This window comes from Nocardia sp. NPDC055053, assembly GCF_053608285.1.
The window spans coordinates 156,225-181,868 of record NZ_JBSGVD010000002.1; the positions used below are offsets into that span (position 1 = coordinate 156,225).

Here is a 25,644-nt window from a genome sequence, read left to right on the forward strand (position 1 = left end):
TGTCACGCTCCTCGCGGGTCGGAAAAGGGACCGGCCAGCCCGCCGGCCCCGATCCGGCGGGTGAGCAGGTCCTCGGTGCCGGTGATCCCCAGCGGCAGCCGTCGCAGCGGCAGACTGTGCCGCGACAACCACGACAGCGTCGTCTCGTCGCAGAACCCGACCGCGCCGTGCACCTGATGCGCGACCCGGAAGACGATCTCGGCGGCTTCCAGCGCCGCCAGCCGCAAGGCGAGCGCATCGGCGACGGCGCCGGGCTGCCCGGTCTGGACACTCCACAGCGCGTACCGGGCCAGCATCTCCACCCCCTTGCGCTCCACTTCGCCGTCGGTCAGCTGGAACTGCACCGACTGGAAATCCGCCAGCCGCCGCCCGAACTGCTCCCGCACCAGCACGTGGTCCCCGGCCAGTTCCATCGCGCGATCCAGCATCCCGAGCAGAGTCCAACAGGGCAGCACCAACGCCAACGCCAGATCTCCCGCACCGCGAGTATCCAAGGGCCGCAACGCGATCGGCGTCACAAACGCCGTCTCCCGCGCAGTCCTCCCGCCCGCCGCGGCAACGAACCCCGCCACCGTTCCCACACCGGACAGTCCGACGACCACCCCCTCCGATCCCCCACCGAGCCGCACTGAGAACTCCCCACCAGACCCGCCGCCGAGCTGGAAGGCGAACTCCCCACCGGCCCGGAAGCCAGGCCGTGCGGCCGCCGCACCAGCGCGGACCCACCGTCGGCCTGCGGGATCGACCGCCACGACCCGCAGGTCGAGGCCGTCGATCGCGGCGGCGGGCTCCGGCCCGGCCGCCACGACGAGGGCGTCGGCGTCCAGGTCGTCCGGGCGGGACAGGCGCTCCGCCACCGGATACGGAACGGCCCAATAGCCTGCACTGCGGCACAGGGCGGCGGCTGCTTCCAGTTCGATCGGGTCGCGCCGGGGACTCAGGTCCCACGCGCCCAGCCGCTCGAAAACCGGCGCGATCCTCGTGTGCCGGATCGCCGGGTCGGCCTCGGCCAGCTGGACCAGATCGTCACCGCCCGCGGCGCGCAGGGCACGCAGGGCCTGACGGCCGAATTCGGCGGCCTCGCCGGATAATTCGAGATGCATATCGCCCCCTGGTGGTAGCGCGGCCGCGCTCACGCGGCCGCACCGGATCGTCGCGTTCCGGACAGCAGCGAGCGGGCCAGCAGGATCTGCTGCATCTCGACGCTGCCCGAGGCCACCGTCGCGGCGTTCGCGTAGCGCCAGTGGTCATCGACGGCGCGGCGGAACGTCCGGCGGGAGCCTTCCTCGTCGGGCACGTGGGCGGCCAGCTCGGTCAGCAGCGCGGCGCTCTCTTGGTCCAGCCGGGTGACCGCGATGCGGTAGGCGGCGGCGTCACCGGGTGCCACGCGACCCGTGTTCTGCATGGCGACAACCTGATACGCCAGCAGCCGGGCCCGCCGCGCCCTCGTGGACGCACGCGCCCACCGGCCGCGCAGGGCCGGCGGCAGGGTGTCCCAGCGTTCGCCGAGTGCGGCGGGTGCGAGCCGCAGCAGCCGTTCGCAGCGGGCGTAGCGAGCGATGCCGACCCGTTCGAAGGCCAGCACCTCCTGCACTACGGCCCAGCCCTCGTCCACGGTGCCGAGCACATCGGCGGGGCCGACAGGCACATCGTCGAAGAAGACCTCGTTGAGATGATGCGGCCCGAGCATGGAGCGAATCGGGCGGACTTCGATGCCGGGTGCGGTCATGGGCAGCAGGAACACCGTGAGCCCCTGCTGTTTACGGCTACCGGTGGAGGTGCGGGCGAGCAGGAAGCACCACTGCGCCATGGTGGCGTAGGAAGTCCAGATCTTCTGCCCGGAGATCCGCCAGCCGTCACCGTCGGGGCGGGCCGTGGTGCGCAGCGAAGCCAGATCCGATCCGGCGTCGGGCTCGGAGAAGCCCTGGCACCAGATCACCTCGCCGGCCGCGATGGGCGGCAGATGCAGGCGCTGCTGCTCGGTGGTGCCGTGCCGCATCAGCGTTGGCCCGACCCAGTTGACGCCCATGTACTGCGCGCCGCGCGGTTCGTGGTGCGCCCACATCTCCTCGCGCACGACCGTCTGCTCCCACACCGAGGCGCCCCGGCCACCGAAACGCTCCGGCCATGCCGCACAGAGCAATCCACGTTCGGCGAGCACGCCACAGAATCGCTGGGCTGTGGCCAGATCGGCGGGGTCGTCGGTGAACGCGCCGAGAAAATCGTCCGGAACCTCCGCGGCGATCAACCGCCGGAGCTCGCTGCGCAGACCCGCTGCGGCTTCGCCCATGGTGAAGTCCATACGACGCACAGTACGTCAATCCTCATAAGGATAGCAATATTTGTGGGGTCAGCGACGCCACGACTAGACTGCCGCCCATGGCGGAGACGAGGACCCGGGACGCAGTGCGCGACAGGCGAGCCGCGTGACCGGCCCACGCCGGGGCCGGGTGCCACAGCGCCGGATCGCCGAGACCGTCGCCGCCGAACTGCGCGCCCGCATCCTCACCGGTGACGCGGACTACCGGCTGCCCACCCAGGACCAGCTGGTCCAGGACTTCGGCGTCAGCTACCCGTCGATCCGCGAGGCGCTGCGCATCCTGGAGACCGAGGGCCTGGTCACCGTCCGCCGCGGCAATGTCGGCGGCGCCGAGGTGCACCGGCCCGACGAGTCCTCGGCCGCTTATCATCTCGGCCTCGCCCTACAGGGCGCCCGGGTGACACTCGGCGATCTGGCCGCCGGCCTGCGCATGCTCGAACCGCTGTGCGCGGCCGCCTGCGCCGGCCGGGCCGACCGGGCGACCATGGTGGTACCCGCCCTGCTGGAGAACGTCGAGAAGTCCGCCGAGCTGCTCGACGACGGCGCCGAATTCACCCATACCGCCAGGGAATTCCACGATCTGATCGTGGCCAACACGCCCAATCTCACCGTGCGCTACATGGTGAGTTCGCTGGTCACGCTGTGGTCGGCGCAGGAGCAGGCATGGGCGGTGGAGCTCACCGAGGAGGGCGAGTACCCCTCTCGCGAGCAGGCCGATGCCGCCGTGCGCACGCACCGGCGGATCGCGGCCGAGATCGAGGCGGGCCGCGCCGCCGAGGCCGAGCGGCTCTACCGCAGCCATCTCTCGGCCACCCAGAGCCTGGTGCTCGAGCGCTACGACGCCGACATGGTCAGCGCGTCGCCCCAGGGTGCCCGGCCGACGACACGGATGCGCCCGAGCACTCGAATCTGAGCTCGAACATCCACCGCACCAGCGGATTCACGGATATCGGCCCGTGGCAACGCCGTCTTGGATAATCTGATTCTCACATTCTTGCATATCTAGTTCCCTTACCTCTTCGACGAGTCCGCCCGGCCTTGATCGCCGTCCTCGACGGCACCGCATCACCCTTCGGAGCGCCTCGTCATACAGCTGTGCCCGTGCCCGTGGATACGCGCTGAGCAGGGGTTTCTCTCGGAAAATCCAGTATTGCAATCATTGTGAGGATTGACGTACCGTGACCCGCAACACCCACTGATCCGACCGTAGGGGAGGGCCCCGCAGTGACCCGAGGGGCGCGCTACCGCAGCGAGACACCATTCACCGTCGCCGAAGGCTGGAGCCTGCGCCGGCTCACGCCACCGAGCCGCCTGTTCGGCGCCAACGGCCTGCGCACCGGCGCGGACGACCGCATCTACATCGCGCAGGTGGCAGGCAGCCAGATCAGCGCGCTCGATGTCGGCACCGGCGAGCTCGAGACCGTCAGCGCCAAGGGCGGCGACATCGTCGCCCCCGACGACCTCGCCTTCGACACCGAGGGCAACCTCATCGCCACCGAGTACATGGACGCCCGCGTCAGCGTGCGCGGCCCCGACGGCACCGCACGCGTCCTGCGTGCCGACCTGCCCGGCGCGAACGGCATCACCTTCCACCACGGCAGACTGTTCGTCAACGAGTGCCGGGTAGGCGGGCGCCTGATGGAACTGCCGCTCGACGGCAGCGCCCCGCGCGTGCTGCAGGACAACCTGCCGATGCCCAATGCCATGGAGTTCGGCCCCGACGGGCTTCTCTACTACCCGGTCATGGGCACCAACGACATCTGGCGCATCGATCCCGACGGCGGCGAACCCGAACGGGTCGCCGGCGATCTCGGCGTGCCCGACTCGGTCAAGTTCGATGCCGAGGGTTTCCTCGTCTCGACCCAGGTCGGCACCGGCGAGGTCCTGCGGATCGACCCGCGCACGGGCGAGCGGCGGACACTGGCCGCGCTCGCGCCCGGTCTGGACAACTGCACCTTCGTCGGCGACCGGCTGTTCGTGTCGAGCTTCACCGGCGAGATCACCGAGATCCTCGCCGGCGGCGCGACGAAAGCCGTTCTGGACGGCGGCCTCATGTGGCCGCTGGATCTGACCGTGGCTCCCGACGGCACCCTTTACGTCGCCGACGGCACCTACCTCTACGAGTTCGGCGATGCCGGGCTGACCCAGGTCGCCTCCCTGTTCAGCCTCAACACTCCCGGCTACGTCCGCGGCGTCACCGCCGTCGGTCCCGGCGAGCTGCTGGTGACCACCTCCTCGGGCGAGATCGCCTCCTACCGGCCGGGTCCCGAACCCGTCACCGAGGTACTGGCCGAGGGCTACGACCAGCTCTACGGCATCGCCGCCACCGCGGACCGCACCGTCGTCGCCGCCGAATTCGGTGCGGGACGGGTACTTTCGCTGCGGCACGGCTCGGTCGAGGTGCTGGCGAGCGGCCTGGACCGCCCGCTCGGTGTTGCCGTCGGCCCCGACGACACCGTGCTGGTCTCCGAGTCCGGCAGCGGACGGATCGTCTCGATCGGCGGCGGCGGGGTGGACACCGTCGTCGACGGTCTGGACACACCGCACGGAATCCTGCTGCGCGGCAACCGATTGCTCATCGTCGACGTCGGGCTCAAGGCGCTGATCGAGTTCGATCTCGCGACCAAGGTCCGCAGCGTGCTCGCGGCGAACCTGCCGGTGGGTGTGCCGGAGGGCGTGGTCGCCAAGCCGCTGCTCGGCACTCCGCCGTTCTCCGGTCCGATGGGCCCGTTCGCCGGCATCACCGCCGGGCCCGACGGCACCGTCTACCTCTCCGCCGACGCCGAGGGCAGCGTGCTCGCCCTCCAGGTGCGGGCATGAGCGCGGCGGGCGGCCTCGACGGCCTGGGGCTGGGCGGGCGGATCGTGATCGTCTCGGGCGCGGGCGGCGGTGGGATCGGCACGGCGGTCACCCGCCTGGTCGCCACCGCCGGGGCGACCGTGGTGGCGGTGAGCCGGTCGAAGGACAATCTCGACACCCACATCAATCCCCTGGCCGCCGAGGGACTTTCGGTGGTCCCGGTCGCCGCCGACGCAGGCACCGACGAGGGGATCACGAAGGTCCTGGATCGGGTCGCCGACCTGCCCGGCAGCCTGCACGGGCTGGTCAATGTGGCCGGTGGCGCCGACCCCGCCACCTGGATGCCCGCCACCCGCGTCACCAGAGAGGACTGGCGCGCGCTGTTCGCCCAGAACCTGGAGACGATGTTCTTCATGAGCCAGGGCGTGGCCAAGGCACTGCGCGAACAGGGCAGCGCGGGGTCGATCGTCTCGGTCTCCTCGATCAGCGGGATGAACACCGCGCCCTTCCACATCGCCTACGGCACCGCCAAAGCCGCGCTGGTGGCGGCCACCCGGACGCTGGCCGTCGAGCTGGCCCAGGACGGCATCCGGGTCAACGCGGTCGCGCCCGGCGTCACCGAGACCCCGGCCTCCCGGGCCTACGTCGGCGCCGATCCCGAGCGTGATCGGCGTGCCATCACCATGGGCAGGCGTGGGCAGCCCGGGGAACAGGCCGGGCCGATCCTGTTCCTGCTCTCCGACCTGTCGACCTATCTCACCGGTCAGACGCTGCTCGTCGACGGCGGCCTGAATCTGCGCTGGACCCATCTGGGCGGCGACCACACCTCACTGTTCCTCGAGAACGAGGACTTCCGCGCCGCCATCACCCGCTGACGAACCACGGTGCGCGTGCGCGCATCAGGAGGATGTCTTAACCCTTCCCCACGGCTGAAGCCGGGGGATTTCCAACTCGGACTGCACCATTGACCGCCCCGGAGGGAGGCCCACAATGTCTTACGTCGTCAGCACTGGCGCGGTCGAGTTCTACCGCGGCCGCCAGAACTACGGTGGCGGCATTCCGGTCACGATCTGCGGTGTGCCCGCAGGTGTCGCAACTGAAGATCCTCACCTGCAAGGCAACCCGAAATACCGGCGGCGAGTCATCGGCGGACGCATCGAAGACCGTCTCGAGCAACTCATCCGGGAAGTCTGCACCGAACGAGACGCACACATCATCGAGCTGGAAACCATGCCCGACCAAGTGCACCTGCTCGTCTCGTGCGATCCGCAGTTCGGGATTCACCGCCTGGTCAAACAGATCAAGAGCCGCTCCTCCCGCGTCCTGCGTGCCGAGTTCCCCGCCCTCAAGTCCCGCTTGCCCACCCTGTGGACCAACTCGTACTTCGTCGCCACTGTCGGCGGAGCAACCCTGGAGGTAGTGAAACGCTATGTCGAGAACCAGAAGAACGCTTAGCTCCGATTCCTCCCCACGGCTGAAGCCGGGGGTTTCCTCGGAGCTCTCGAGATGACCGAAACCGCCGAGAACACCACCGATCCGCTGTCGACCCCGATGACCATCGGCGTCGAGGCCTACATCTCCCCCGAGTACGCCAAGGCCGAGGGCGACCGGCTGTGGGCCAAGGTCTGGCAGCAGGTCTGCCGCGTGGAGGAGATTCCCCGCGTCGGCGACTACCTGACCTACGAGATCGGCGCCGACTCCATCATCGTCGTCCGCACCACGCCCGAGACCCTGCGCGCCTACCACAATGTGTGCGCCCACCGCGGCCGCCGCCTGGTCGACACTCCCCCCGGAGCGCACGACGGGCGCGGCCAGGCCCGCCAGTTCACCTGCAACTTCCACGGCTGGCGCTACGACCTCGACGGCCGCAACACCTTCGTCGCCGAACGCGAGGACTGGCCGTGCGGTCTCACCGACCGCAACGACGGACTGCAGAACGTGCGGATCGACACCTGGGGTGGCTGGGTCTGGATCAATATGGACCCCGGCTGCGAATCGCTGCGCGACTACCTCGAACCCGCCGCGAGCCTGCTCGAGCACTTCGAACTGGAGAAGATGCGCTACCGGTGGCGCAAATGGCTGACCTTCGACTGCAATTGGAAGGTCGCCTTCGAGGCGTTCATGGAGACCTACCACGTCCCCTACACCCACCCGGAGTTCTCGAACTTCGGTTCCTTCCTCGGCTGGGCCCGCGCGCAGGGCAAGCACAGCAACATCGGCTACGACGCGCCGAAGGGCATGGAGGAGAACCAGGCCAAGCTGCGCGTCGGCGGCGGCACCGACGCCCGGGTCTCCACCGCCCAGCTGCAGAACTTCACCTGGGAGAACGCCAACACCAACACCACCCGCACCCTGGTCGACGTGGCCAACCGGCTGGTCGACGAACTGCCCGAGGGCACGCCCTCGGACCAGGTGCTGCGCTACTGGCTGGAAACCGCAAGGGCCGAGGACCAGGCACGCGGCGTCGACTGGCCCAAGGTCGAACCCGACATCGTCGCCAAGAGCGGCACCGCCTGGCAGATCTTCCCGAACTTCCAGATCGGGCACGCGGTCAACAACATGCTCTGCTACCGGTTCCGCCCCTACGGCACCGATCCGGACAGGTGCATCTTCGAGGCCGCGGTCTTCGAGCTGTTCCCGGAAGGCGAAGAGCCGCAGACCGAATGGGAGTACACCCCGGTCGGCGACCCCGGCTGGCGCACGGTGCTGCCGCAGGACTTCGACAACATGGCCGCGGTCCAGCAGGGCATGAAGTCGCGCGGGTTCTCCGGCCCCAAGCCCAACCCCTATCGCGAACGCAGCGTGGTCAACCTGCACCACAACCTCGCCCGGTACATGGACACCGGCGCGCCCCGCGATCTCGCCTGAACCGCCCTCCAGCAAGGAAATCCGCATGAGCGACTGCGCACCCACGCAGACCCCCGACATCGATGTCGAGGAACTCCGGGCCACCTACCTCGCCGAACGCGACAAGCGCGTGCGCACCGAGGGCCAGGGTCAGTACCTGGTGACCGACGACGGCTTCACCGACTTCTACGAGGGCGACCCGTACACGACGGTGGAGCCACGGGAACCGATCACCGACGACATCGGCATCGCGATCCTCGGCGGCGGCTGGGCCGGCCTGCTCGCCGCCGCCCGGCTCGAGGAGGCCGGGGTCACCGACTTCCGGATCATCGAGCTGGCAGGCGATTTCGGCGGCGCCTGGTACTGGAACCGGTATCCCGGCATCCAGTGCGACACCGACAGCTACGCCTACCTGCCGCTGCTCGAGGAAACCGGCTACATGCCGACCGAGAAGTACGCGCGCGGCGACGAGTGTTTCCAGCACGCGCAGCGGATCGGCAAGCACTACAACCTCTACGGCCGCTCGATCTTCAGCACACTGGTGAAGTCGCTGCGCTGGGACGACGAGCTCGACCGCTGGCGCATCGGCACCAACCGCGGCGACGACCTGCGCGCACGCTTCGTGATCATGGCGCAGGGCCCGTTCAACAAGCCCAAACTGCCTGGTATCCCGGGCATCTCGGAGTTCACCGGCCACACCTTCCACAGCGCGCGCTGGGATTACGCGTACACCGGCGGCAGTATGCGGGGCGGGCTGGACAGACTCGCGGACAAGAAGGTAGCCGTGATCGGCACCGGCGCCAGCGGCATCCAGATCGTGCCGCACCTCGCCGAGACCGCCGAGCACCTCTACGTCTTCCAGCGCACCCCGTCCTATGTCTACGAGCGCGGCGACGTGCCGACCGATCCGCGGTGGGCGGCCTCGGTGCGGCCGGGCTGGACCCGCGAGCGCAAGCGCAACTTCCACACCGCCGCGTTCGAGGCGTTCGCCCCCGGCCAGGCCGATCTGATCTGCGACGGCTGGACCGAGGTCAGCCGCAACCTCGAGGCGCGTCTCAGTGCCACCGGTGGCTGGGCGACGCTGACGCCGGAGAAGTTCCTGGAGCTGCGTGAGCTCGAGGACTACAAGGCGATGGAGCGGGTGCGCAGGCGCGTCGACGAGATCGTCACCGATCCGGCCACCGCGGCCGCGCTCAAGCCGTACTACCGGTTCCTGTGCAAGCGGCCGTGTTTCAACGACCAGTACCTGCCTACCTTCAACCGCGCCAACGTCACCCTCGTCGACGTGGCGAAAACCAAAGGCGTGGAACGGATCACGGCCAGGGGCATCGTCGCCGACGGCGTCGAGCACGAGGTGGACTGCATCATCTTCGCCAGCGGCTTCGAGATCACCACCGATCTGGACCGCCGCTTCGGTATCGCGCCGTTCGCCGGCCGCGACGGGCGCTCGCTCTACGAGCACTGGGGCGAGGGGTACCAGACCCTGCACGGCCTCACCACCCGCGGCTTCCCGAATCTGTTCTTCACCGGGTTCCTGCAGGGCGGGGTCACCGCGAGCACCACCGACATGTTCGACCAGCAGGCCGAGCACATCGCCTACATCCTGAAGCAGGCCGTCGACACCGGAGTCACCACGGTCGAACCGACCGCCGACGCGGTGCGCGAGTGGGTGACCACGGTGCGCGAGACCGCTGTCGACAACAGCACCTTCCAGCGGGAATGCACGCCCGGCTACTACAACAACGAGGGCGAGAAGCACATCCGCTCGCATCTCGGCGAACCGTACTGGCCGGGCTTCTACGCCTTCGGCGACCTCCTGCGGGCCTGGCGTGACAGCGGCGACCTGCCCGGCCTGGAGCTGAGCCGATGACATTGCGATTCGACGATCGCGTCGCCGTCATCACCGGCGCGGGCCGCGGGCTCGGCCGCGCCTACGCGCTGCTGCTGGCCGAGCGGGGCGCCAAGGTCGTGGTCAACGATCTGGGCAGCAGTGTCCGCGGCGACACCGTCGAGGACGATCCCGCCGCCGAGGTGGTGGCCGAGATCCGCGCGGCGGGTGGGGAAGCCGTCGCGTGCGGCGAGTCGGTCGCCACACCGGAGGGCGGGCGCGCGATCGTCGACGCCGCGCTGTCGGCCTTCGGCCGGCTCGACATCCTGGTGCACAACGCGGGCAATGTCCGCTACGGCTCGCTGCGCGAGCTGAGCTACGAGGATTTCGAGTCGGTGCTCGACGTGCACCTGCGCGGGGCGTTCCACGTGGTGCGCCCGGCCTTTCCGGTCATGGCCGAGGCCGGGTACGGCCGCGTCGTGCTCACCTCCTCGATCGGCGGGCTCTACGGCAACAAGGGCGTCGCCAATTACGCGGTCGCCAAGGCGGGCGTGCTCGGGCTGTCCAATGTCGTCGCGCTCGAGGGCGCGGATTCGGGCATCACCAGCAATGTCATCGTGCCCGCCGCGGTGACCCGGCTGGCGGACGGCCTCGACACCTCCGCCTATCCGCCGATGGGACCCGAACTCACCGCCCCGGCGGTCGGGTGGCTCGCCCACGAATCCTGCTCGATCACCGGCGAGATGCTGGTGGCCGTCGCCGGACGGGTGGGCCGGGCCTATATCGCCGAAACCCCGGGGGTCCATCGGCCCTCGTGGACGATCGAGCAGGTCGGCGAGCAGATCGACGCGATCCGTGACACCACGGATTCGTGGATCCTGCCGCCGGTTCCGGCCGGTCACACAGATCACCTCAGGAAGAGTTTCGCGCTAGTGACGGAGGCACACCGGCATGTCGGTCAAAGTCTATGAACGGATCCTTCAGCTCTTCGAAGCCGAAGGTATCGCCACGATTTTCGGTATCCCCGATCCGAACTTCGTGCACATGTTCCATCTCGCGGAGGAACGCGGCTGGAACGTCATCGCACCGCATCACGAGGAATCGGCCGGTTTCATGGCCGAGGCGGTTTCCCGGATGACCGGCACAGCCGCGGTGTGCATCGGCACCCTCGGGCCCGGTGTCGCCAATCTCGCGGGCGCGATGATGTGCGCGAAGGTGGAGAACTCGCCGGTGATCTTCCTCGGCGGTCAGCGCGCCAGGATCACCGAGCAGCGGGTGCGGCGCGGGCGCATCCAGTTCGTCAAACAGGCGGCGCTGTTCGAGAACTCGGTGAAATACAGCGCCAGTATCGAATACGCCGACCAGACCGACGAGATCATCCGCGAGGGCCTGCGCAAGGCGCTCACCGGAACTCCCGGCCCGGTCTATATCGAATACCCCTCGCACGTCATCCTGGAAGAACTGGATGTGCCCGCTCCCCTGCCGCCGTCGGCGTATCGCCTGGTCGGTCAGACGGCGGGCGCGGACAAGATCGCCGAGGCGGCCGCGCTGCTGCGGGCGGCGAAGCAGCCGATCCTGCTGGTTGGTCACGGTGCGCACACCGCGCGCGCCGGTGCGTCGGTGCGGGAGCTGGCCGAGCTGCTGGCCGTGCCGGTGATCCAGACCTCCGGTGGCACCTCGTATATCGAGGGCCTGGAGGACCGCACCTTCCCCTACGGCTTCTCGCCGTCGGCGGTCGAGGCCGTGGTGCAGTCGGATCTGTGCCTGGCGATCGGCACCGAGCTGGGTGAGCCGGTGCACTACGGACGCGGCAGGCACTGGGTGGCGAACGAGGCGAACCGGAAGTGGATTCTGATCGAACAGGATCCGACCGCGATCGGGGTCAACCGGCCGATCGACGTGCCACTGGTCGGCGACCTGCGCGCGGTCGTACCGCAGCTGGTCGAGGCCTTGCGCGATACCCCGCGCGCCGCGACCCCGGAGCTGGCGGGCTGGATCGAGCAGGACGCCGCCCGCCTGGCCGAACTCGCCGAGACCGCGCCGTCCGGGCGTACTCCGGTGCATCCGGCGCGGCTGATCGTGGAGGCCACCAAGGCCTTTCCCGCCGACGGCATCATGGTGCGCGACGGCGGCGCCACCACGATCTTCGGCTGGACCTACTCCCAGGCCAAACCGCACGACGTGATCTGGAACCAGAACTTCGGTCACCTCGGCACCGGCCTCCCCTACGCCGTCGGCGCCTCGGTCGCCGAGGGCCGCAAGCGCCCGGTGATGCTGATCTCCGGCGACTCGTCGTTCCAGTTCCAGATCGCCGAACTGGAAACCGCTGTGCGACTGAATCTTCCACTGGTATCGGTGGTCGCGGTGGACTACGCGTGGGGTCTCGAGGTCGGCGTGTACAAGCGCACCTTCGGGCAGGGCTCGCTGGAGACCGGCGTGCACTGGGGTACCGGGACCCGGCTGGACAAGGTGGCCGAGGGCTTCGGCTGCTACGGCGAATACGTCGAGCGCGAGGAGGACATCGCGCCGGCGATCAAACGGGCCTACGCCAGCGGCAGACCGGGCGTGATCCACGTGGCCGTCGACCCGAAGGCGAACTCCGAGGAGATGCCCTCCTACGACGAGTTCCGCACCTGGTACGCGGAAGGAACCCAGTAGTCATGCCCGCTGTTTCCACGTTCTATGTCGGCGGCAAATGGATCGAACCGGCAGGCACCGCGACCTTCGAGGTCATCGATCCGGCCACCGAGGAGGTCTACGGCACCGTCGCCGCGGGCACCGCGGCCGATGTCGACCGGGCGGTGGCCGCCGCGCGCAGCGCGTTCGCGAGCTGGTCGGCGAGTTCGGTCGACGAGCGTCTGGCCGTGCTCACCGCGATCGGCGCCGAGTTCGCGCGCCGCCGCGGTGACATCGCGGCCGCGCTGACCGCCGAGATGGGCGCCCCGGCCGCGCTGGCCAACGGGTTCCAGCTGAATCTCGTTGCCGGACATCTCGATACGGCGATCGAGGTGCTGCGCGACTATCCGTTCACCGAGCAGCGCGGCGCCACGCTGATCGCCCGCGAGCCGATCGGCGTCGCGGGACTGATCACGCCGTGGAACTGGCCGTTGAGCCTGATCGCGGTCAAGGTGTTCCCGGCGTTGGCGGCCGGCTGCACCGTCGTGCTCAAGCCCTCGGAGCAGTCGCCGTTCAGCGCGCAGATCTTCGCCGAGGTGCTCGATGCCGCCGGGGTGCCCGCCGGGGTTTTCAACCTGGTTCACGGCGACGGGCCAGGGGTCGGCGCGCCGCTGGCCGCGCACCCGGATGTCGATGTCATCTCCTTCACCGGTTCCACCCGGGCCGGGATCGAGGTGGCTCGCGCCGCGGCTCCCAGCGTCAAGCGGGTCACCCAGGAGCTCGGCGGCAAGAGCCCCAATATCGTGCTCGACGACGAGCAGTTCGCGGCGAACGTCGCGGCGGGCATCGGTCCGCTGATGATGAATTCCGGCCAGACCTGTAGCGCGCTGACCCGGATGCTCGTGCCGCGTGCCCGGATGGGCGAGGCGATCGCGGCGGCGAAGGCGGCCGCCGAGCAGCTGACCGTCGGCGATCCGGCCACCGAGGTCACTCTCGGCCCGGTGGTGTCGAAGGCGCAGTTCGACAAGGTCCAGGGGCTCATCCAGCGCGGGATCGACGAGGGCGCGACCCTGGTCGTCGGCGGCACCGGGCGCCCGGCCGGGCTGACGAAGGGCTACTACGTCAAGCCGACGGTGTTCGCGAACGTCACCAACGACATGACGATCGCGCGCGAGGAGATCTTCGGCCCGGTACTGACGATCCTGGCCTACGACAGCATCGATCACGCGGTGGAGATCGCCAACGACACCGAGTACGGTCTGGCCGGCAATGTCGCCGGCGCCGACCTCGACCAGGCACGAGCGGTCGCCCACCGCATCCGCGCCGGCTACGTCTCGATCAACGACGGATTCGATTTCCACTGCCCCTTCGGCGGATTCCGCAAGAGCGGCAACGGCCGCGAATGGGGTGCCTTCGGTTTCGACGACTACCTCGAGATCAAGGGCATCCTCGGGTACGCACCAACCGTCTGAGCGGACGCGAAAAGCGCCGGAATCGCAGGATTCCGGCGCTTTCCCGGTGAGTCAGGACAGGCCGAGGTCTCTGGCGACGATCATTTTCATCACCTCGCTGGTCCCGGCGTAGATCCGGGCCACGCGCGCGTCGGTGTAGAGGCGGGCGATCGGGTATTCCGTCATGTAGCCGTAGCCGCCGAACAGTTGCAGGCAGCGGTCGACGGTGCGGGCCTGTACCTCGGTGCAGAACAGTTTCACCCGGGCGGCGTCGGCGCCGGAGAGCACGCCGTCGACCAGGTCCGTCACGGCGCGGTCGATCATGGTCTGCGCGGCCTCGACTTCGGTGGACAGGGCCGCCAGCTCGAACTTGGTGTTCTGGAACGAGGCGACCGGCGTACCGAAAGCTCGACGCTCCCTGGTGTATTCGACGGTGGCGCCGATCGCCGCGCGAGCCTGGGCTACCGAGCCGACCGCGACGGTGAGCCGTTCCTGGGGCAGGTTGTGGCCGAGATAGCCGAAGGCGGCGCCCTCCTCCCCCAGCCGGTTGGCCACCGGCACCCGCACATCGGTGAACGACAGCTCCATGGTGTCCTGCACCTTGCAGCCCATCTTCTCCAGTTCCCTGCCGCGTTCGAAGCCGAGCATCCCGTCCTCGACGACCAGCAGGGTGAGCCCGGCCCTGCGGTTGTCGGGATCGGTGGCGGTGCGGGCCACGACGATCACCAGGTCGGCGAGCAGCCCGCCGGTGATGAAGGTCTTGGCGCCGTTGAGGATGTAGTGGTCGCCGTCGCGGACCGCGCCGGTGCGCATGCCCGCCAGGTCGGAGCCGGTGCCGGGCTCGGTCATGGCGATGGCGGTGAGCAGCGATCCGTCGGCCAGGCCGGGGAACCAGCGCTGGCGTTGCGCGGCATCGGCGTATTCGAGGAAGTACGGCAGGATGACGTCGAGCTGGGTGCGGACGGTCCCGAGCGTCACCAGGGCGCGGGCGGCCTCCTCCTGCAGGACCACGTTGTAGCGGTAATCGCGCAGGCCGGCGCCGCCGTACTTTTCGGGCAGCGCGATACCGAGCAGGCCGAGTTCGCCCATCTCGGTGAAGATCTCGCGGGGCATCCGCCCGGCGCGTTCCCAGTCCGCGTAGTTCGGTGCGATGCGCTTCTCGACGAAACCTCGCACCAGTTCGCGGAACGCCTCGTGATCGGGGGTGAACAATTCGCGACGCATGTGCTCTCCCCGGTCTCAGACGAGCTCGACGACGGTGGCGTTGGCGGTGCCGCCGCCCTCGCACATGGTTTGCAACCCGTAGCGGATCCCGTTGTCGCGCATGTGATGCAGCATGCGGGTCAGCAGGACCGCGCCGGAGCCGCCGAGCGGATGACCGAGCGCGATCGCCCCACCGAGCGGGTTGAGCCGGGCAGGGTCGGCGCCGGTCTCGGCCAGCCAGGCCAGCGGCACCGGGGCGAAGGCCTCGTTCACCTCGTACACCCCTATCTCGGACAGGGCGAGTCCGGCGCGGCGCAGCACCTTCTCGGTGGCGGGGATCGGGCCGGTGAGCATGAGCACCGGGTCCGCACCGGCCACCGCGCCAGCCCGATAGCGGGCCAGCGGGGAGAGCCCCAGGTCGCGAGCCTTCTCCGGGGTGGTAAGCACCATGGCGGCGGCGCCGTCGGAGATCTGGGAGGAGTTGCCCGCGTGGATGACGCCGTCGTCGCGGAAGGCCGGTTTCAGCTTCGCCAGCTTCTCCACGCTGCTCCCCCGGCGGATGCCCTCGTCGACCTCGACCACACCGTCGTCGGTGGTCACGGGCACGATCTGCGCGGTGAAGGCCCCCGCGTCCTGGGCCGCGGCGGCGCGTTCGTGCGACAGCACGGAGAACTCGTCGAGGCGCGTCCGGTCCAGGCCCCACTTCTCGGCGATGAGTTCGGCCGAGACGCCCTGGTTGAAGGAGAAGCCGTCATAGCGGGCCAGCGCCCGCGGACCGTACGGCGCGCCACCGGCTTTCGCGGCACCGAGCGGCACCCGGCTCATCACCTCGACGCCACCGGCGACAACGACATCGGCCATACCGGACATGACGGCTTGCGCGGCGAAGTCGACGGCCTGCTGGCTGGACCCGCAGGCGCGATTCACGGTCGTGCCGGGCACGCTCTCCGGCCAGCCGGCGGCCAGCACCGCGTACCGGCCGATATTGCTGGACTGGTCGCCCACTTGGGAAACACAGCCCCACACCACGTCGTCGACGACGGCCGGATCGAGGCCTGTGCGTGCGGCCAGCGCGGTGAGTACCTGGGCGGACAGGTCGGCCGGGTGCACCCCGGCCAGACCGCCGTTACGTTTGCCGACCGCGGTGCGGACCGCGCCGGCGATGACTACCTCGGGCATAGCTATCTCCCGTTCTCGGAGCTCGTGGGACGGATCGGTGGACGATGGACCGTCCACCGACCGGTGAAACGTGGCTCGCGCCGTTCGGCGAACGCGGCGAAGGCTTCCGGCGCGTCGGCGGTGGCGAAATTCAGTCCCTGCGCGCGGGATTCGGCGGCGAGCGCCTGGCGCAGGGTGGTGTCGGCGCCTTCGTGCAGCAGCGCCTTGGTCTGGGCCAGCGCCACCGGCGGACCCGCGGCCAGCCGGGCGGCGAGATCGTCGGTGAACGCGTCGATCTCGTCCACGGACCTGATCCAGGTGACCAACCCCTGCGCGTGCGCTTCGGTGGCATCGATGGTCTCGGCCAGCAGCGTCAGCCGCTTGGCCTGCTGCATCCCCACCAGCCGGGGCAGCAACCACGAGCCACCGAGGTCGAGGGTGAGCCCGCGGGCCGTGAACACCTGCGCGAAGGTTGATTCCGGCGTCGCGACCACCAGATCGCAGCCGAGCGCCAGATTCCACCCGGCGCCGATCGCGGGTCCGGTGACCTTGGCGACCGTCGGCAGCGGCAGTTCGTGCAGCAACGTCGCCACGTCGGCGAGCGGACGCATGCGATAGATCGGATGCGCGTTGTCGGGCACCGAGATATCGGCACCCGAGCAGAAGGCGCTGCCCGCCCCGGCGAGGACCAGCGCCCGCACGCTGCGATCGGTCGCGACTGCACGCAGTGCGTCGGCCAGGGCGGCGAAGAGCTCGGCGTCGATGGCATTGCGCCGGTGTGGACGGTTGAGAGTCAGCGTGCGAACGCCGTCCCGATCGGTCGTCAGGAGCACCGGGCTGTCGGCGCCGGTCATGACGCGGCCTCGGAGTGGACCGCGCCGCCGATCACCCCGGCGTCGCGCAACTGGTCCAGTTCCGGTGCTGTACAGCCCAATTCGGCCAGGATGCGGGCGGTGTCGGCGCCGAGGGCGGGCACCGCGCCCATGGGTGCTTCGTAGTCGGCGATCAACGCCGGGGGCAGCAGGGACGGGATGGGTCCGGCGGGGGTGTCGATGTCACGCCAGCGGTCGCGCTGTGCGAGTTGAGGGTGGGCGACGACTTCGCTAGGGCGGTTGTAGCGGGCGTTGCCGATGCCCGCGGTGTCGGCGATGCGCTGGATGTCCGCCAGGTCGTGGCGCGAGCACCAGGCGGTGATCGCCGCATCGAGTTCGGCGCGGTGCGCGGTACGGCCGGGGTTGGTACGGAAACGGTTGTCGGCGGCGAGATCCGGGCGTTGCAGGATCGTAGTCGCCAGGCGCTGCCATTCGCGGTCGTTGGTGGTGCCGAGGACGACGGTGTGGCCGTCGGCGGTCGGATAGGCGCCGTAGGGGGCGACCGCGGGTGAGCTCATGCCGAGGGGTTCCTGGTCCACACCGGCGTGGCGGGCGTAGGTGAGGTGATAGCCCATCATTTCGGCCATGGTGTCGAACAGGCTGATACCGATGGCGGCGCCCGCGCGAGTCGATGGCGCGACGCTGTGCTCACCCGGATGAACCGGGCCCGGTCCGACCACGGCATCACGGCGGTACAGCGCCATCATGATCGAGAGCGCGGCATAGAGCCCGGTGGTCACATCCGCCACGGGTGGACCGGGTTTGGCGGGTTGCCCAGCTGTCCCGGTCACCGCGCAGACCCCGGCCTCGGCCTGGACGAGCAGGTCGTAGGCGCGTTTGTGCGACAGCGGTCCGTTCCGGCCGAACCCGTCGATCTCGACCGCGACGAGCGAGGGATAGCGGGCGGCGAGCTCGTCCGGTGACAACCCCAGCCTGGCGGTGGCTCCCGGCGCGAGGTTGGACACCAGCACATCGGCGCCGTTCAGCAGGCGATGCAGAATATCCAGCCCGGCAACGGATTTCAGATCCAGAGCGACCGATTCCTTGCCCCGGTTCACCCAGACGAAGTGGGCGGCCTGCCCGAGCACCACATCGTCGTAGTGCCGGGCGAAATCGCCGCCCACCGGGTTCTCGATCTTGATGACGCGCGCACCGAAGTCGGCCAGCACCCGGGTGCACATGGGCGCCGAGACAGCCTGTTCCATTGCGATCACAGTGATCCCGGCCAGCGGCGCGGCCGCGGGTGGGTCGACCGGCGCCATCAGATCACCGTGCCGCCGTCCACCGGCAGCACCTGCCCGGTGACGAAGGAGGCGGCGTCGGAGGCAAGGAACACGAACGCGCCCGCCACCTCGTCCGGTTCGGCCCAGCGGCGCAACAGGATCCGGTCCAGCATCTGCGGCGCGAATCGGTCGTCGGTGCGGATGGCGTGCGTCATCGTGGTCGCGGCCAGCGGTGCCACCGCGTTCACCAGGATCTGCTTGCGCGCCAGCTCTTTCGCCATCGACTTGGTGATGCCGATGACCGCGGCCTTGGCCGCCGAGTAGTTCACCTGACCGAGCGTGCCGACGATGCCCGCCGCGGAGGTGACGTTGATGATCCGCCCGGTACCGTCGGTGGGCAGGTATTCCAGTGCCGCCTGGACACACTGGATGGCCCCGAGTGCGTGGATGTCGAACAGGCGCCGCACCGATTCCCCGGTGGTCTTGTTCAGCATCGCCGGTGCGGTCACCCCGGCGTTGTTGACCAGGATGTGCAACGCGCCGCCGGCCAGGGCGGCCGCTCGCTCGGCAGCTTCGGCCGCCGCGTCGGCGTCGGTGACATCGAAGGCGAAACTCGCCGCGGTGCCGCCGTTTCCGGTGATCTTCTCCGCGACGGCGGCCGCGGCCGCACCGTCCAGATCGGTCACCAGCACCGCGGCGCCTGCCGTGGCGAGCGCCTGGGCTACCGCGGCACCGATGCCGCCCGCCGCCCCGGTCACCAGCGCCGCGCGGCCGGTGAGATCGAACAGTGTGCGCGGTGCCATCAGTAGCTCCTCGGCAGTCCCAGGGCGTGTGTGCCCAGAAAGTTCAAGATCATTTCCTGGCTGACCGGCGCGATGCGCATCACCCGCGACTCCCGGAAGTACCGCGAGACGTGGTACTCCTCGGCGTACCCCATCCCGCCGTGGGTCTGCAGGGCGCGATCGGCGGCGGTGAAACCGGCGTCGGCGCACAGGTATTTCGCCGTATTCGCTTCGCGCCCACACGATTTGCCGTTGTCGTAGCGCCAGGTCGCCTTGCGCAGAACCAGCTCGGCGGCGTCGAGCCGGGCCAGCGAGTCGGCCAGCGGGAACTGGATACCTTGGTTCATGCCGATCGGCCGGTCGAAGACGACGCGTTCCTTGGCGTAGCGCACCGCGCGGTCCAGCGCGACCCGGCCGAGGCCGAGCGCCTCGGCCGCGATCAGCATGCGTTCGGGGTTGAGACCGTCGAGAAGGTAGCGGAAGCCCTGCCCCTCCTCGCCGACCCGGTCCTCGACCGGCACCCGCAGATCGTCGATGAACAGCTCGTTCGAGCTCACCGCGTTGCGGCCCATCTTGGCGATCGGGCGGATGTCGACGTTGGCACGGTCCAGATCCGTCAGGAACAGGGTCATGCCGTCGGTCTTCTTCTCGACCTCGTCGTAGGGCGTGGTCCGGGTCAGCAGCAGGATCTTCTCCGACTCGAGTGCCTTGGAGATCCACACCTTGCGCCCGTTGACCACGTAGTGGTCGCCGTCGCGGCGGGCCGAGGTGGTGATGCGCGGAGTGTCCAGTCCCGCACCGGGTTCGGTGACGCCGAAGCAGACGTGCAGCTCACCGGCGGCGATGCGCGGCAGAGTGCGCTGCTTGAGTGCCTCGGAGCCGTGCACCACCACCGGTTGCATGCCGAAGATGGACATGTGGATCGAGCTCGCGGCGTTCATCCCGCCGCCGGAGCGCGACACCTCCTCGGCCAGCAGGGTGGCCTCGGTGATGCCGAGTCCGTGCCCGCCGTACTCCTCGGGGATGGTGATGCCGAGCCACCCGCCGCCGGCGATCGCCCGGTAGAACTCGGTGGGGAACAGGTGGTCCCGGTCGTGTTCCAGCCAGTACTGGTCGTCGAACTTGCGGCACAGCTCCGCGACCGAGGAGCGGATGAGCTCCTGGTCCTCGGACAGGTCGAAATGCATGCCATCGGGCATTGTTCGGTCTCCTCGCCTCAGTCGGCCGGTCCGGACGGCATCGGCTCCCGGATCGCCCGTTCGGCCAGTCCGTCCAGCTCGAAGGCCTGCCGGGCCAGCCAGAACCGCAGGAAGTTGGTCAGCGAGTAGCGCAGGAACACCGCACCACCGCTGACGGCGGCGGCCACCCCGCCCAGAGCCAGCACGATGGCGTCGCGCTGGGTCAGTGGATCGGTGGTGCCGTGCGACATCAGGTAGGCCAGTACGACGAGCACCGGCCCGGCCACCAGGAGGACGGCGCCGGTGCGCAGCCACAGCCCGGAGCGGCCGGCCGACGGATCGGGAATCTCGAGTTCTCGCAGGTCTCGGGCGAAACGGTCCGCGCGGGATTCGGTCATGATGGGTCACTTCCTAGATAGAGGGCAGCCAATTCGTTGCGGAGACCGCTGTCCGGAGGTCCGCGGCGCACGACGCGTCCGCGCACCAGCACGGCCGCGTGGTCGGCGATGTCGAGGACGGCGGCGGCGAATTGCTCGACGACGAGCACCGCCACGCCCTGGCGGGCGATCTCGGCGACCTGTGCGTAGAGCCGTTCGACCACGAGCGGGGCCAGGCCCATGGACAGTTCGTCGAGCAGCAGCACCGCCGGGTCGGTGGCCAGTCCCCGGGCAAGGGCCAGCATCTGCTGCTCGCCGCCGGACATGGTGCCCGCCACCTGGCCCGCCCTGGTGTGCAGGATCGGGAACCGGTCGAAGGCGATCTCCTCGATCTGCGCGCGGGTGCGACCGGTGCGGGTCATCATCCAGAGGTTCTCGCGCACAGTGAGATTCGGGAACACCCCGCGCCCTTCGGGGATCAGGCAGACACCCGCGCCCGCCAGATCGCGGGCCGCCGCCCCGGTGACGTCGCGCCCACCCAGCTCCAGGCTGCCCGCCGTCGGCGGATGGGTGCCCGCCACCACGTTCAGTGCCGTCGTCTTGCCCGCGCCGTTGGGTCCGAGCAGTGCGACGACCTCACCGGCCGCGACCTCGAGGTCGACACCGTGCAGCACGGTGATCGCACCATAGGCGGCGCGCACACCCCGCAGCGCAACCAGGGGCGCCGGGCCGGTGGTCCCGGTCGAGGCCGCTGTGGCGGCCGGATGCACGGTGGTCACAGGTCCCCCAGGTAGGCAGCGAGGACGGCCTCGTCCGAGCGGATGGTCGCGGGTGGACCGGAGGCGATCATCCTGCCGAGGTCGAGCACATAGACCTCGTCGCAGACGTTCATCACCAGGCCCATGTCGTGTTCGACCAGCAGCACCGCGGTGCCCTCGTCGGCGAGCGCGCGCAGCAGCTCGCCGAAGCGCTCGGTCTCGGCGTGGTCCTGACCGGCGGCGGGTTCGTCGAGCAGGATCACGCTGGGCCGGGCCGCGACCGCGCGGCCGACCTCGACCAGACGGCCGGTGCCGGTGGGCAATTCGTCGGCGCAGGCGTCGGCGACCGCGGCAAGGCCGAACCGGTCGATGATGTCGTCGGCGATCTGCGCGGCCCGGCGCCGGTCCTGCCCGAGTTCGGCGGCGACAAGGAGGTTGTCGCGCACGCTGAGCCTGCCGAACAGTTCGAGCCGCTGGAATGTGCGCGCCATCCCGTGCCGGGCGCGGCGGGCCGGCCCGGCCCGGGTGACATCGCGACCGGCGAGGCTCACCCGTCCGCGCACCGGGGTGCGCAGGCCGCAGATCACGTCGAACAGCGTGCTCTTGCCCGCGCCGTTGGGGCCGATCAGGCCGGTGATCGCGCCGGCTTCGGCGCGCAGCGTTGCGGTGTCCAGTGCCCGGTTGCCGCCGAACACGACGGTGACATCGTCAACTTCCAGTAGCGACGGCACGGTCGAGCACCTCCTTGTCCTCGGATGTCCAGGGGCGCCGGATGCCCCACCATTCGACCGGCACCACCGACGGATCGGCCGGGGGCCGGTTGCGCGCCGAACTCCAGATCCGCGCCGCCACCGCCGCGACGACGACACCGGCGGTGAAGGCCCAGCCGTCGATCGCCGCGAGCAGCCGCAGGCCCCACAGCCCGAGCACGACTAGCACCAGCAGCGGCGCCACCACCCGGTCGCGCAGCATCGGGAACCACTCCCGGCGCAGCGGCGCGATGGCACCCTCCTTCAGCACGCCGCCGCCGAAGAGGATGCCGCCCAGCGAGGGCAGCACCTGCGAGAGATTCAGCAGACCGGGCCACAGCACCGGAATCACGTTCAGCGGACCGGCGAACACCAGACCGGTGAACATGCCAGCCCCGATCGCGCCGAGCCCGGCGATGGTGACGATCAGGAAGATCGGCAGCCCCGCCACCAGGTTGAACTGGTCCGGCGCCACGGCCCGCATCTGCATCCCGTACAGCGCGCCACCCAGTCCGGCGATGGCCGCCGACAGCGCGAACACCGTCACCCGCGCCAGCAGCAGGCTGCCGCCGAGGGTCGCGTAGGCGGCCTCGCTGTCCCGCAGCGCGATCAGGCGGCGGCCGAATCGGCTGCGCCGCAACAGCGCGACACCGAGGCATGCCACCGCGAGGCAGACCGCGGCGAACACGGTGATCCCGGCGGTCGTCTCCACCTTCAGCCCGAACAGGTCCGGTCCGGCGATCGACACCGACCCCTGATCGAACAGCGCGATCCGCACCCCGAGGATCTCGAAGGCGGGCAGCGTGAAGATCCACCGGTCGAGCACGACGGCGAAGGCCGCGGTGGCCAGCGCCATATAGACACCCGAAAGCCGCAGTGCCGGAACGGCGATCACCGCGCCGACCAGTCCCGCGACACCCATGGCCGCCAACAGCGCCCACCACTGACCGTCCGGCCCCAGATGCCCGTAGGCCACCGCGCCGATACCGGCCAGCCCGAGCTGGCACAGCGAGATCTGTCCAGCGAACCCGAGCAGCGGCACGTACGACAGCGCGATGACACCCCAGGCGAACATGGCGCCGTAGGTGATCAGATCCGGCTCACTCAGCATGGTGGCCAGCATCAGGCCGAGGGTGACGATCACCGCCGCGAAGACCGCCGAGCCACCGAGGGTGGGCAGCGGCACCGCGCCGACGCGCCGGTCGCGACCGCGCAACCGGCCGTGCGGGAACAACAGCAACGCGACGAACAACAGCAGCGCGGGCGCCGCGAGCCGCAGCCCCGGCAGGTACTCGTTCCGCGGCAGATACCCGGTCAGGTAGCTCTCCAGCAGACCGACCACCACCGCGCCGGCGAACACCATCGGCAGATTGCGCAACCGCCCGAAAATGGCGGCGGTGTAGGCACTCACGATGAGCAGCGACAGCTGTGCCGCGTCCAGGGTGACCATCGGCGCGATCAGGATGCCGCCGATCGCGGCCAGTTCGATGCCGAGGATCCAGGCGATCCGGTTGGCCCGCTGCGGGTCGGCGCCGGTGAGCCCGACCAGGGCGCGGTCGTCGACGGTAGCCCGCATCTCCACCCCGGTCCGGGTGCGGTACAACAGGATCCGCAGCGCTATCGCCACCGCGATCGCGACCGCGATGGTCAGCGCCTGGTGCCAGGTCAGCGTCACCACGCCCAGGTCGATCGACGGCTGGTCCGCGAAGAACCGCGGCAGCGACCGCGATTCGCTCGGATTCCAGATCCAGCGCGCCAGCACGATCAACCCGCTGAGCAGCGCGATGGTCATCACCAATTTCTCGGCGTCGCCCAGCCCCTGGGTCGGGGCCAGGGTCCGGCCGAAGAACAACCCGAAGGCCGGGGCGAAGACCAGCAGCACCGCGGCCAGCGCGAGCGGAACCGGCCAGCCCCAGCCGACCGACAGCTGCCAGTAGACGAAGGCCGAGACCATTCCCGCCGCACCGTGCGCGAAGTTGAACACCCCGGTGGTGGTGTAGGTGAGTACCAGGCCGCTACCGATCACGGCGTAGATCGCGGCGGTACTCAGGCCGACGATGCCGAAGGCGAGGAATTGCTCCATCAGCGGGCGCGCTCCGTCACTTCAGATCCGCGAGGCTCTTGCCGACCGAGGCCAGGGTCGTCGGCTGACCGAAGTCGGCCTTGTACCGGTACGGGGTGAAGCCACAGCGGTAGAGCCCCTCGGTGTTCGGCGAGAACTGCGCGGACTTCCACCCGTCCGGACCGGCCTGCTGCACATTGAAGCAGCGGGTCTGCTCGGCCAGCGGCTTGGACAGATCGACCGGAGCCTGCAGCCCGCCCGCGGTCCAGGCCGTCTCCTTCGCCGCGGTCCGGTAGACGCAGGCGCGGGTCAGGTCGTCACCGCACGCGGTGGCCGATTTCGCGAACAACAGCCAGGACTGGAAGGCGCGCAGCACCTGGAAGGTGATGGCGCTGCCTGGGGCGTACCGCTCGAAGAGATCCTTCACCTGCTGCACCGCGGGCACCCGGTCGGCCGCGATCAGTGGCGCGGTGCCGCTCATGTCGAGCACGTTGTTCTGCTGTCCGAGTGAGCTTTTCGCCGAGTCGAGGAACACTTTGTTGTAGGCGTTGGCGTTGGCGTCGATCCAGTCCAGCTTGTAGTTCATGCTGGTCAGCACGTCCTGCAGCTTCGCAAGGTAGCGGAAGTCACCGTAGAAGATGAGGCCCTTGACCCCGGCGGCCTTGATGGCCTGGGCGTAGGGCGTCCAGTCCGAGACGCCCGAGATCGGGTACAGGTCGCTGTAGGCGATCTTCGCGCCGGCGGCCCCGAACGACTCGGTGAGCTTGTCGCCCATGACCTTGGTGATCGGCGAGTCGCCGTTGATCATGCCGATGGCGTTCTTGGAGCCGGGGAACGCCTCGTTGATGAGCCAATCCTGGAATCCGGTATAGGGATTGACGTTCTCCGACATCGACGAGCCAGCGCCGAGTTGCAGGTCCGAGCCGGTGTTGGCGGTCTGGGAGACCTGCGCGGGGAACTCCGGCAGCAGGCAGTCGAGCCGGTCCTTGACGCCGAGACCGTCGAGCGCGGCGCTGCCACCGACCAGGACGAAGTCCTCCCGGCAGGCCTCGAGCATGCGCTGGCGGACCTCCATGAGCTTGGTGTCGCGCAGGTTGGTGACGATCTTGCGGCCGTTGATCCCTCCCGCCGCGTTGCACCAGGAGGTGAAGACCTTCGCCGCGTCGACGAAGTCGGGATTCTTGGTGAAGCCGATGTCGGAGAAGACACCGACCTCGATTTCGGTCGCCGTCACGCCCTGCGCCTGCGTACTACCGGGCGTGCCCGGCTTGCAGACATCGCTGAGCGTGCCGAAGTCGCCGGACGCGGCGGGAACCGAACCGCCCGCACCCTCCTCGCTCGATCCGCCCTCCCGGCCGCACCCTGCCACCAGGAGAGCGACCGCCATCAGGGCGATGACTGTTCGCTGTGGTTTCACCGTG

Annotated in this window: 22 protein-coding genes; 9 read left to right on the forward strand and 13 right to left on the reverse strand. The window is 69.4% G+C overall.

What is annotated here, in order from left to right; translation table 11 throughout:
- Positions 1-2: 2 nt before the first annotated feature.
- Together ACWF82_RS02670 and ACWF82_RS02675 are read right to left on the reverse strand one after the other, a co-directional pair.
- On the reverse strand, positions 3-1,103 hold the full coding sequence (locus tag ACWF82_RS02670; protein WP_452497269.1) for an acyl-CoA dehydrogenase family protein: 1,101 nt from the start codon (positions 1,101-1,103) through the stop codon (positions 3-5).
- Between the two features lie 29 nt (positions 1,104-1,132).
- Entirely contained in the window at positions 1,133-2,302 is a 1,170-nt protein-coding gene (locus ACWF82_RS02675) for an acyl-CoA dehydrogenase family protein (protein WP_452497271.1), read from the reverse strand.
- A gap of 124 nt (positions 2,303-2,426) precedes the next feature.
- On the opposite strand from ACWF82_RS02675, the gene ACWF82_RS02680 reads away from it, so the two are divergent.
- The 9 genes from ACWF82_RS02680 (at position 2,427) to ACWF82_RS02720 (ending at position 13,882) form a co-directional block, all read left to right on the forward strand.
- Entirely contained in the window at positions 2,427-3,233 is an 807-nt protein-coding gene (locus ACWF82_RS02680) for a FadR/GntR family transcriptional regulator (protein WP_452497273.1), read from the forward strand.
- A gap of 311 nt (positions 3,234-3,544) precedes the next feature.
- Complete coding sequence (locus ACWF82_RS02685; protein WP_452497275.1) at positions 3,545-5,140, forward strand: SMP-30/gluconolactonase/LRE family protein; 1,596 nt, start codon at positions 3,545-3,547, stop codon at positions 5,138-5,140.
- Positions 5,137-5,994: an SDR family NAD(P)-dependent oxidoreductase gene (locus ACWF82_RS02690; protein WP_452497277.1), complete on the forward strand. Its 858-nt coding sequence runs from the start codon at positions 5,137-5,139 to the stop codon at positions 5,992-5,994. The genes ACWF82_RS02685 and ACWF82_RS02690 overlap by 4 nt, the downstream gene beginning before the upstream one ends.
- Before the next feature lie 115 nt (positions 5,995-6,109).
- A complete protein-coding gene (gene tnpA / locus ACWF82_RS02695; RefSeq protein WP_452497279.1) occupies positions 6,110-6,574 on the forward strand; it encodes an IS200/IS605 family transposase in 465 nt (154 codons plus the stop codon).
- Positions 6,575-6,625: 51 nt separating this feature from the next.
- Entirely contained in the window at positions 6,626-7,987 is a 1,362-nt protein-coding gene (locus ACWF82_RS02700) for an aromatic ring-hydroxylating oxygenase subunit alpha (RefSeq protein WP_452497281.1), read from the forward strand.
- A gap of 25 nt (positions 7,988-8,012) precedes the next feature.
- Positions 8,013-9,836, forward strand: coding sequence for a flavin-containing monooxygenase (locus ACWF82_RS02705; RefSeq protein WP_452497283.1), 1,824 nt, complete (start codon positions 8,013-8,015; stop codon positions 9,834-9,836).
- Positions 9,833-10,765, forward strand: coding sequence for an SDR family NAD(P)-dependent oxidoreductase (locus ACWF82_RS02710; protein ID WP_452497285.1), 933 nt, complete (start codon positions 9,833-9,835; stop codon positions 10,763-10,765). Before ACWF82_RS02705 ends, ACWF82_RS02710 begins: the two co-directional genes overlap by 4 nt.
- Positions 10,746-12,452, forward strand: coding sequence for a thiamine pyrophosphate-binding protein (locus ACWF82_RS02715; RefSeq protein WP_452497287.1), 1,707 nt, complete (start codon positions 10,746-10,748; stop codon positions 12,450-12,452). The genes ACWF82_RS02710 and ACWF82_RS02715 overlap by 20 nt, the downstream gene beginning before the upstream one ends.
- Positions 12,453-12,454: 2 nt before the next feature.
- A complete protein-coding gene (locus ACWF82_RS02720) occupies positions 12,455-13,882 on the forward strand; it encodes an aldehyde dehydrogenase family protein (protein ID WP_452497289.1) in 1,428 nt (475 codons plus the stop codon).
- A gap of 51 nt (positions 13,883-13,933) precedes the next feature.
- Here ACWF82_RS02720 and ACWF82_RS02725 read toward each other — a convergent pair whose 3' ends face one another.
- The 11 genes from ACWF82_RS02725 to ACWF82_RS02775 are packed head-to-tail and all read right to left on the reverse strand — an operon-like array spanning position 13,934 to position 25,640.
- On the reverse strand, positions 13,934-15,085 hold the full coding sequence (locus ACWF82_RS02725; RefSeq protein ID WP_452497291.1) for an acyl-CoA dehydrogenase family protein: 1,152 nt from the start codon (positions 15,083-15,085) through the stop codon (positions 13,934-13,936).
- Positions 15,086-15,100: 15 nt separating this feature from the next.
- The gene (locus ACWF82_RS02730) at positions 15,101-16,243 is read right to left on the reverse strand and encodes a thiolase family protein (protein WP_452497293.1); all 1,143 of its coding nucleotides are present in this window, start codon (positions 16,241-16,243) and stop codon (positions 15,101-15,103) included.
- Positions 16,244-16,245: 2 nt separating this feature from the next.
- A complete protein-coding gene (locus ACWF82_RS02735) occupies positions 16,246-17,076 on the reverse strand; it encodes an enoyl-CoA hydratase/isomerase family protein (RefSeq protein WP_452497295.1) in 831 nt (276 codons plus the stop codon).
- On the reverse strand, positions 17,073-18,356 hold the full coding sequence (locus tag ACWF82_RS02740) for a CaiB/BaiF CoA transferase family protein (protein WP_452497297.1): 1,284 nt from the start codon (positions 18,354-18,356) through the stop codon (positions 17,073-17,075). Before ACWF82_RS02740 ends, ACWF82_RS02735 begins: the two co-directional genes overlap by 4 nt.
- Complete coding sequence (locus ACWF82_RS02745) at positions 18,356-19,120, reverse strand: SDR family NAD(P)-dependent oxidoreductase (protein ID WP_452497299.1); 765 nt, start codon at positions 19,118-19,120, stop codon at positions 18,356-18,358. The genes ACWF82_RS02740 and ACWF82_RS02745 overlap by 1 nt, the downstream gene beginning before the upstream one ends.
- A complete protein-coding gene (locus tag ACWF82_RS02750; protein ID WP_452497705.1) occupies positions 19,120-20,286 on the reverse strand; it encodes an acyl-CoA dehydrogenase family protein in 1,167 nt (388 codons plus the stop codon). The genes ACWF82_RS02745 and ACWF82_RS02750 overlap by 1 nt, the downstream gene beginning before the upstream one ends.
- A gap of 29 nt (positions 20,287-20,315) precedes the next feature.
- Positions 20,316-20,675 carry a hypothetical protein gene (locus ACWF82_RS02755; RefSeq protein WP_452497301.1) on the reverse strand — a complete coding sequence of 120 codons (360 nt, stop codon included), beginning with the start codon at positions 20,673-20,675 and terminating at the stop codon, positions 20,316-20,318.
- On the reverse strand, positions 20,672-21,433 hold the full coding sequence (locus ACWF82_RS02760; RefSeq protein WP_452497303.1) for an ABC transporter ATP-binding protein: 762 nt from the start codon (positions 21,431-21,433) through the stop codon (positions 20,672-20,674). Before ACWF82_RS02760 ends, ACWF82_RS02755 begins: the two co-directional genes overlap by 4 nt.
- Positions 21,430-22,143 carry an ABC transporter ATP-binding protein gene (locus ACWF82_RS02765; protein WP_452497305.1) on the reverse strand — a complete coding sequence of 238 codons (714 nt, stop codon included), beginning with the start codon at positions 22,141-22,143 and terminating at the stop codon, positions 21,430-21,432. Before ACWF82_RS02765 ends, ACWF82_RS02760 begins: the two co-directional genes overlap by 4 nt.
- On the reverse strand, positions 22,121-24,244 hold the full coding sequence (locus ACWF82_RS02770) for a branched-chain amino acid ABC transporter permease (protein WP_452497307.1): 2,124 nt from the start codon (positions 24,242-24,244) through the stop codon (positions 22,121-22,123). Before ACWF82_RS02770 ends, ACWF82_RS02765 begins: the two co-directional genes overlap by 23 nt.
- Positions 24,245-24,260: 16 nt before the next feature.
- Positions 24,261-25,640: an ABC transporter substrate-binding protein gene (locus tag ACWF82_RS02775; protein ID WP_452497309.1), complete on the reverse strand. Its 1,380-nt coding sequence runs from the start codon at positions 25,638-25,640 to the stop codon at positions 24,261-24,263.
- Positions 25,641-25,644: the final 4 nt, after the last annotated feature.

What these genes read in the sequence shown, in the direction of transcription:
- ACWF82_RS02735 (WP_452497295.1), bottom strand. Translation starts at nt 17,076, where the DNA reads ATGACCGGCGCCGACAGCCCGGTGCTCCTGACGACCGATCGGGACGGC.
- ACWF82_RS02705 (WP_452497283.1), top strand. Translation starts at nt 8,013, where the DNA reads ATGAGCGACTGCGCACCCACGCAGACCCCCGACATCGATGTCGAGGAA.
- ACWF82_RS02745 (WP_452497299.1), bottom strand. Translation starts at nt 19,120, where the DNA reads ATGGCACCGCGCACACTGTTCGATCTCACCGGCCGCGCGGCGCTGGTG.
- ACWF82_RS02720 (WP_452497289.1), top strand. Translation starts at nt 12,455, where the DNA reads ATGCCCGCTGTTTCCACGTTCTATGTCGGCGGCAAATGGATCGAACCG.
- ACWF82_RS02750 (WP_452497705.1), bottom strand. Translation starts at nt 20,286, where the DNA reads ATGCATTTCGACCTGTCCGAGGACCAGGAGCTCATCCGCTCCTCGGTC.
- ACWF82_RS02740 (WP_452497297.1), bottom strand. Translation starts at nt 18,356, where the DNA reads ATGGCGCCGGTCGACCCACCCGCGGCCGCGCCGCTGGCCGGGATCACT.
- ACWF82_RS02770 (WP_452497307.1), bottom strand. Translation starts at nt 24,244, where the DNA reads ATGGAGCAATTCCTCGCCTTCGGCATCGTCGGCCTGAGTACCGCCGCG.
- ACWF82_RS02755 (WP_452497301.1), bottom strand. Translation starts at nt 20,675, where the DNA reads ATGACCGAATCCCGCGCGGACCGTTTCGCCCGAGACCTGCGAGAACTC.
- ACWF82_RS02700 (WP_452497281.1), top strand. Translation starts at nt 6,626, where the DNA reads ATGACCGAAACCGCCGAGAACACCACCGATCCGCTGTCGACCCCGATG.
- ACWF82_RS02675 (WP_452497271.1), bottom strand. Translation starts at nt 2,302, where the DNA reads ATGGACTTCACCATGGGCGAAGCCGCAGCGGGTCTGCGCAGCGAGCTC.
- ACWF82_RS02730 (WP_452497293.1), bottom strand. Translation starts at nt 16,243, where the DNA reads ATGCCCGAGGTAGTCATCGCCGGCGCGGTCCGCACCGCGGTCGGCAAA.
- ACWF82_RS02725 (WP_452497291.1), bottom strand. Translation starts at nt 15,085, where the DNA reads ATGCGTCGCGAATTGTTCACCCCCGATCACGAGGCGTTCCGCGAACTG.
- ACWF82_RS02670 (WP_452497269.1), bottom strand. Translation starts at nt 1,103, where the DNA reads ATGCATCTCGAATTATCCGGCGAGGCCGCCGAATTCGGCCGTCAGGCC.
- ACWF82_RS02690 (WP_452497277.1), top strand. Translation starts at nt 5,137, where the DNA reads ATGAGCGCGGCGGGCGGCCTCGACGGCCTGGGGCTGGGCGGGCGGATC.
- tnpA (WP_452497279.1), top strand. Translation starts at nt 6,110, where the DNA reads ATGTCTTACGTCGTCAGCACTGGCGCGGTCGAGTTCTACCGCGGCCGC.
- ACWF82_RS02715 (WP_452497287.1), top strand. Translation starts at nt 10,746, where the DNA reads ATGTCGGTCAAAGTCTATGAACGGATCCTTCAGCTCTTCGAAGCCGAA.
- ACWF82_RS02710 (WP_452497285.1), top strand. Translation starts at nt 9,833, where the DNA reads ATGACATTGCGATTCGACGATCGCGTCGCCGTCATCACCGGCGCGGGC.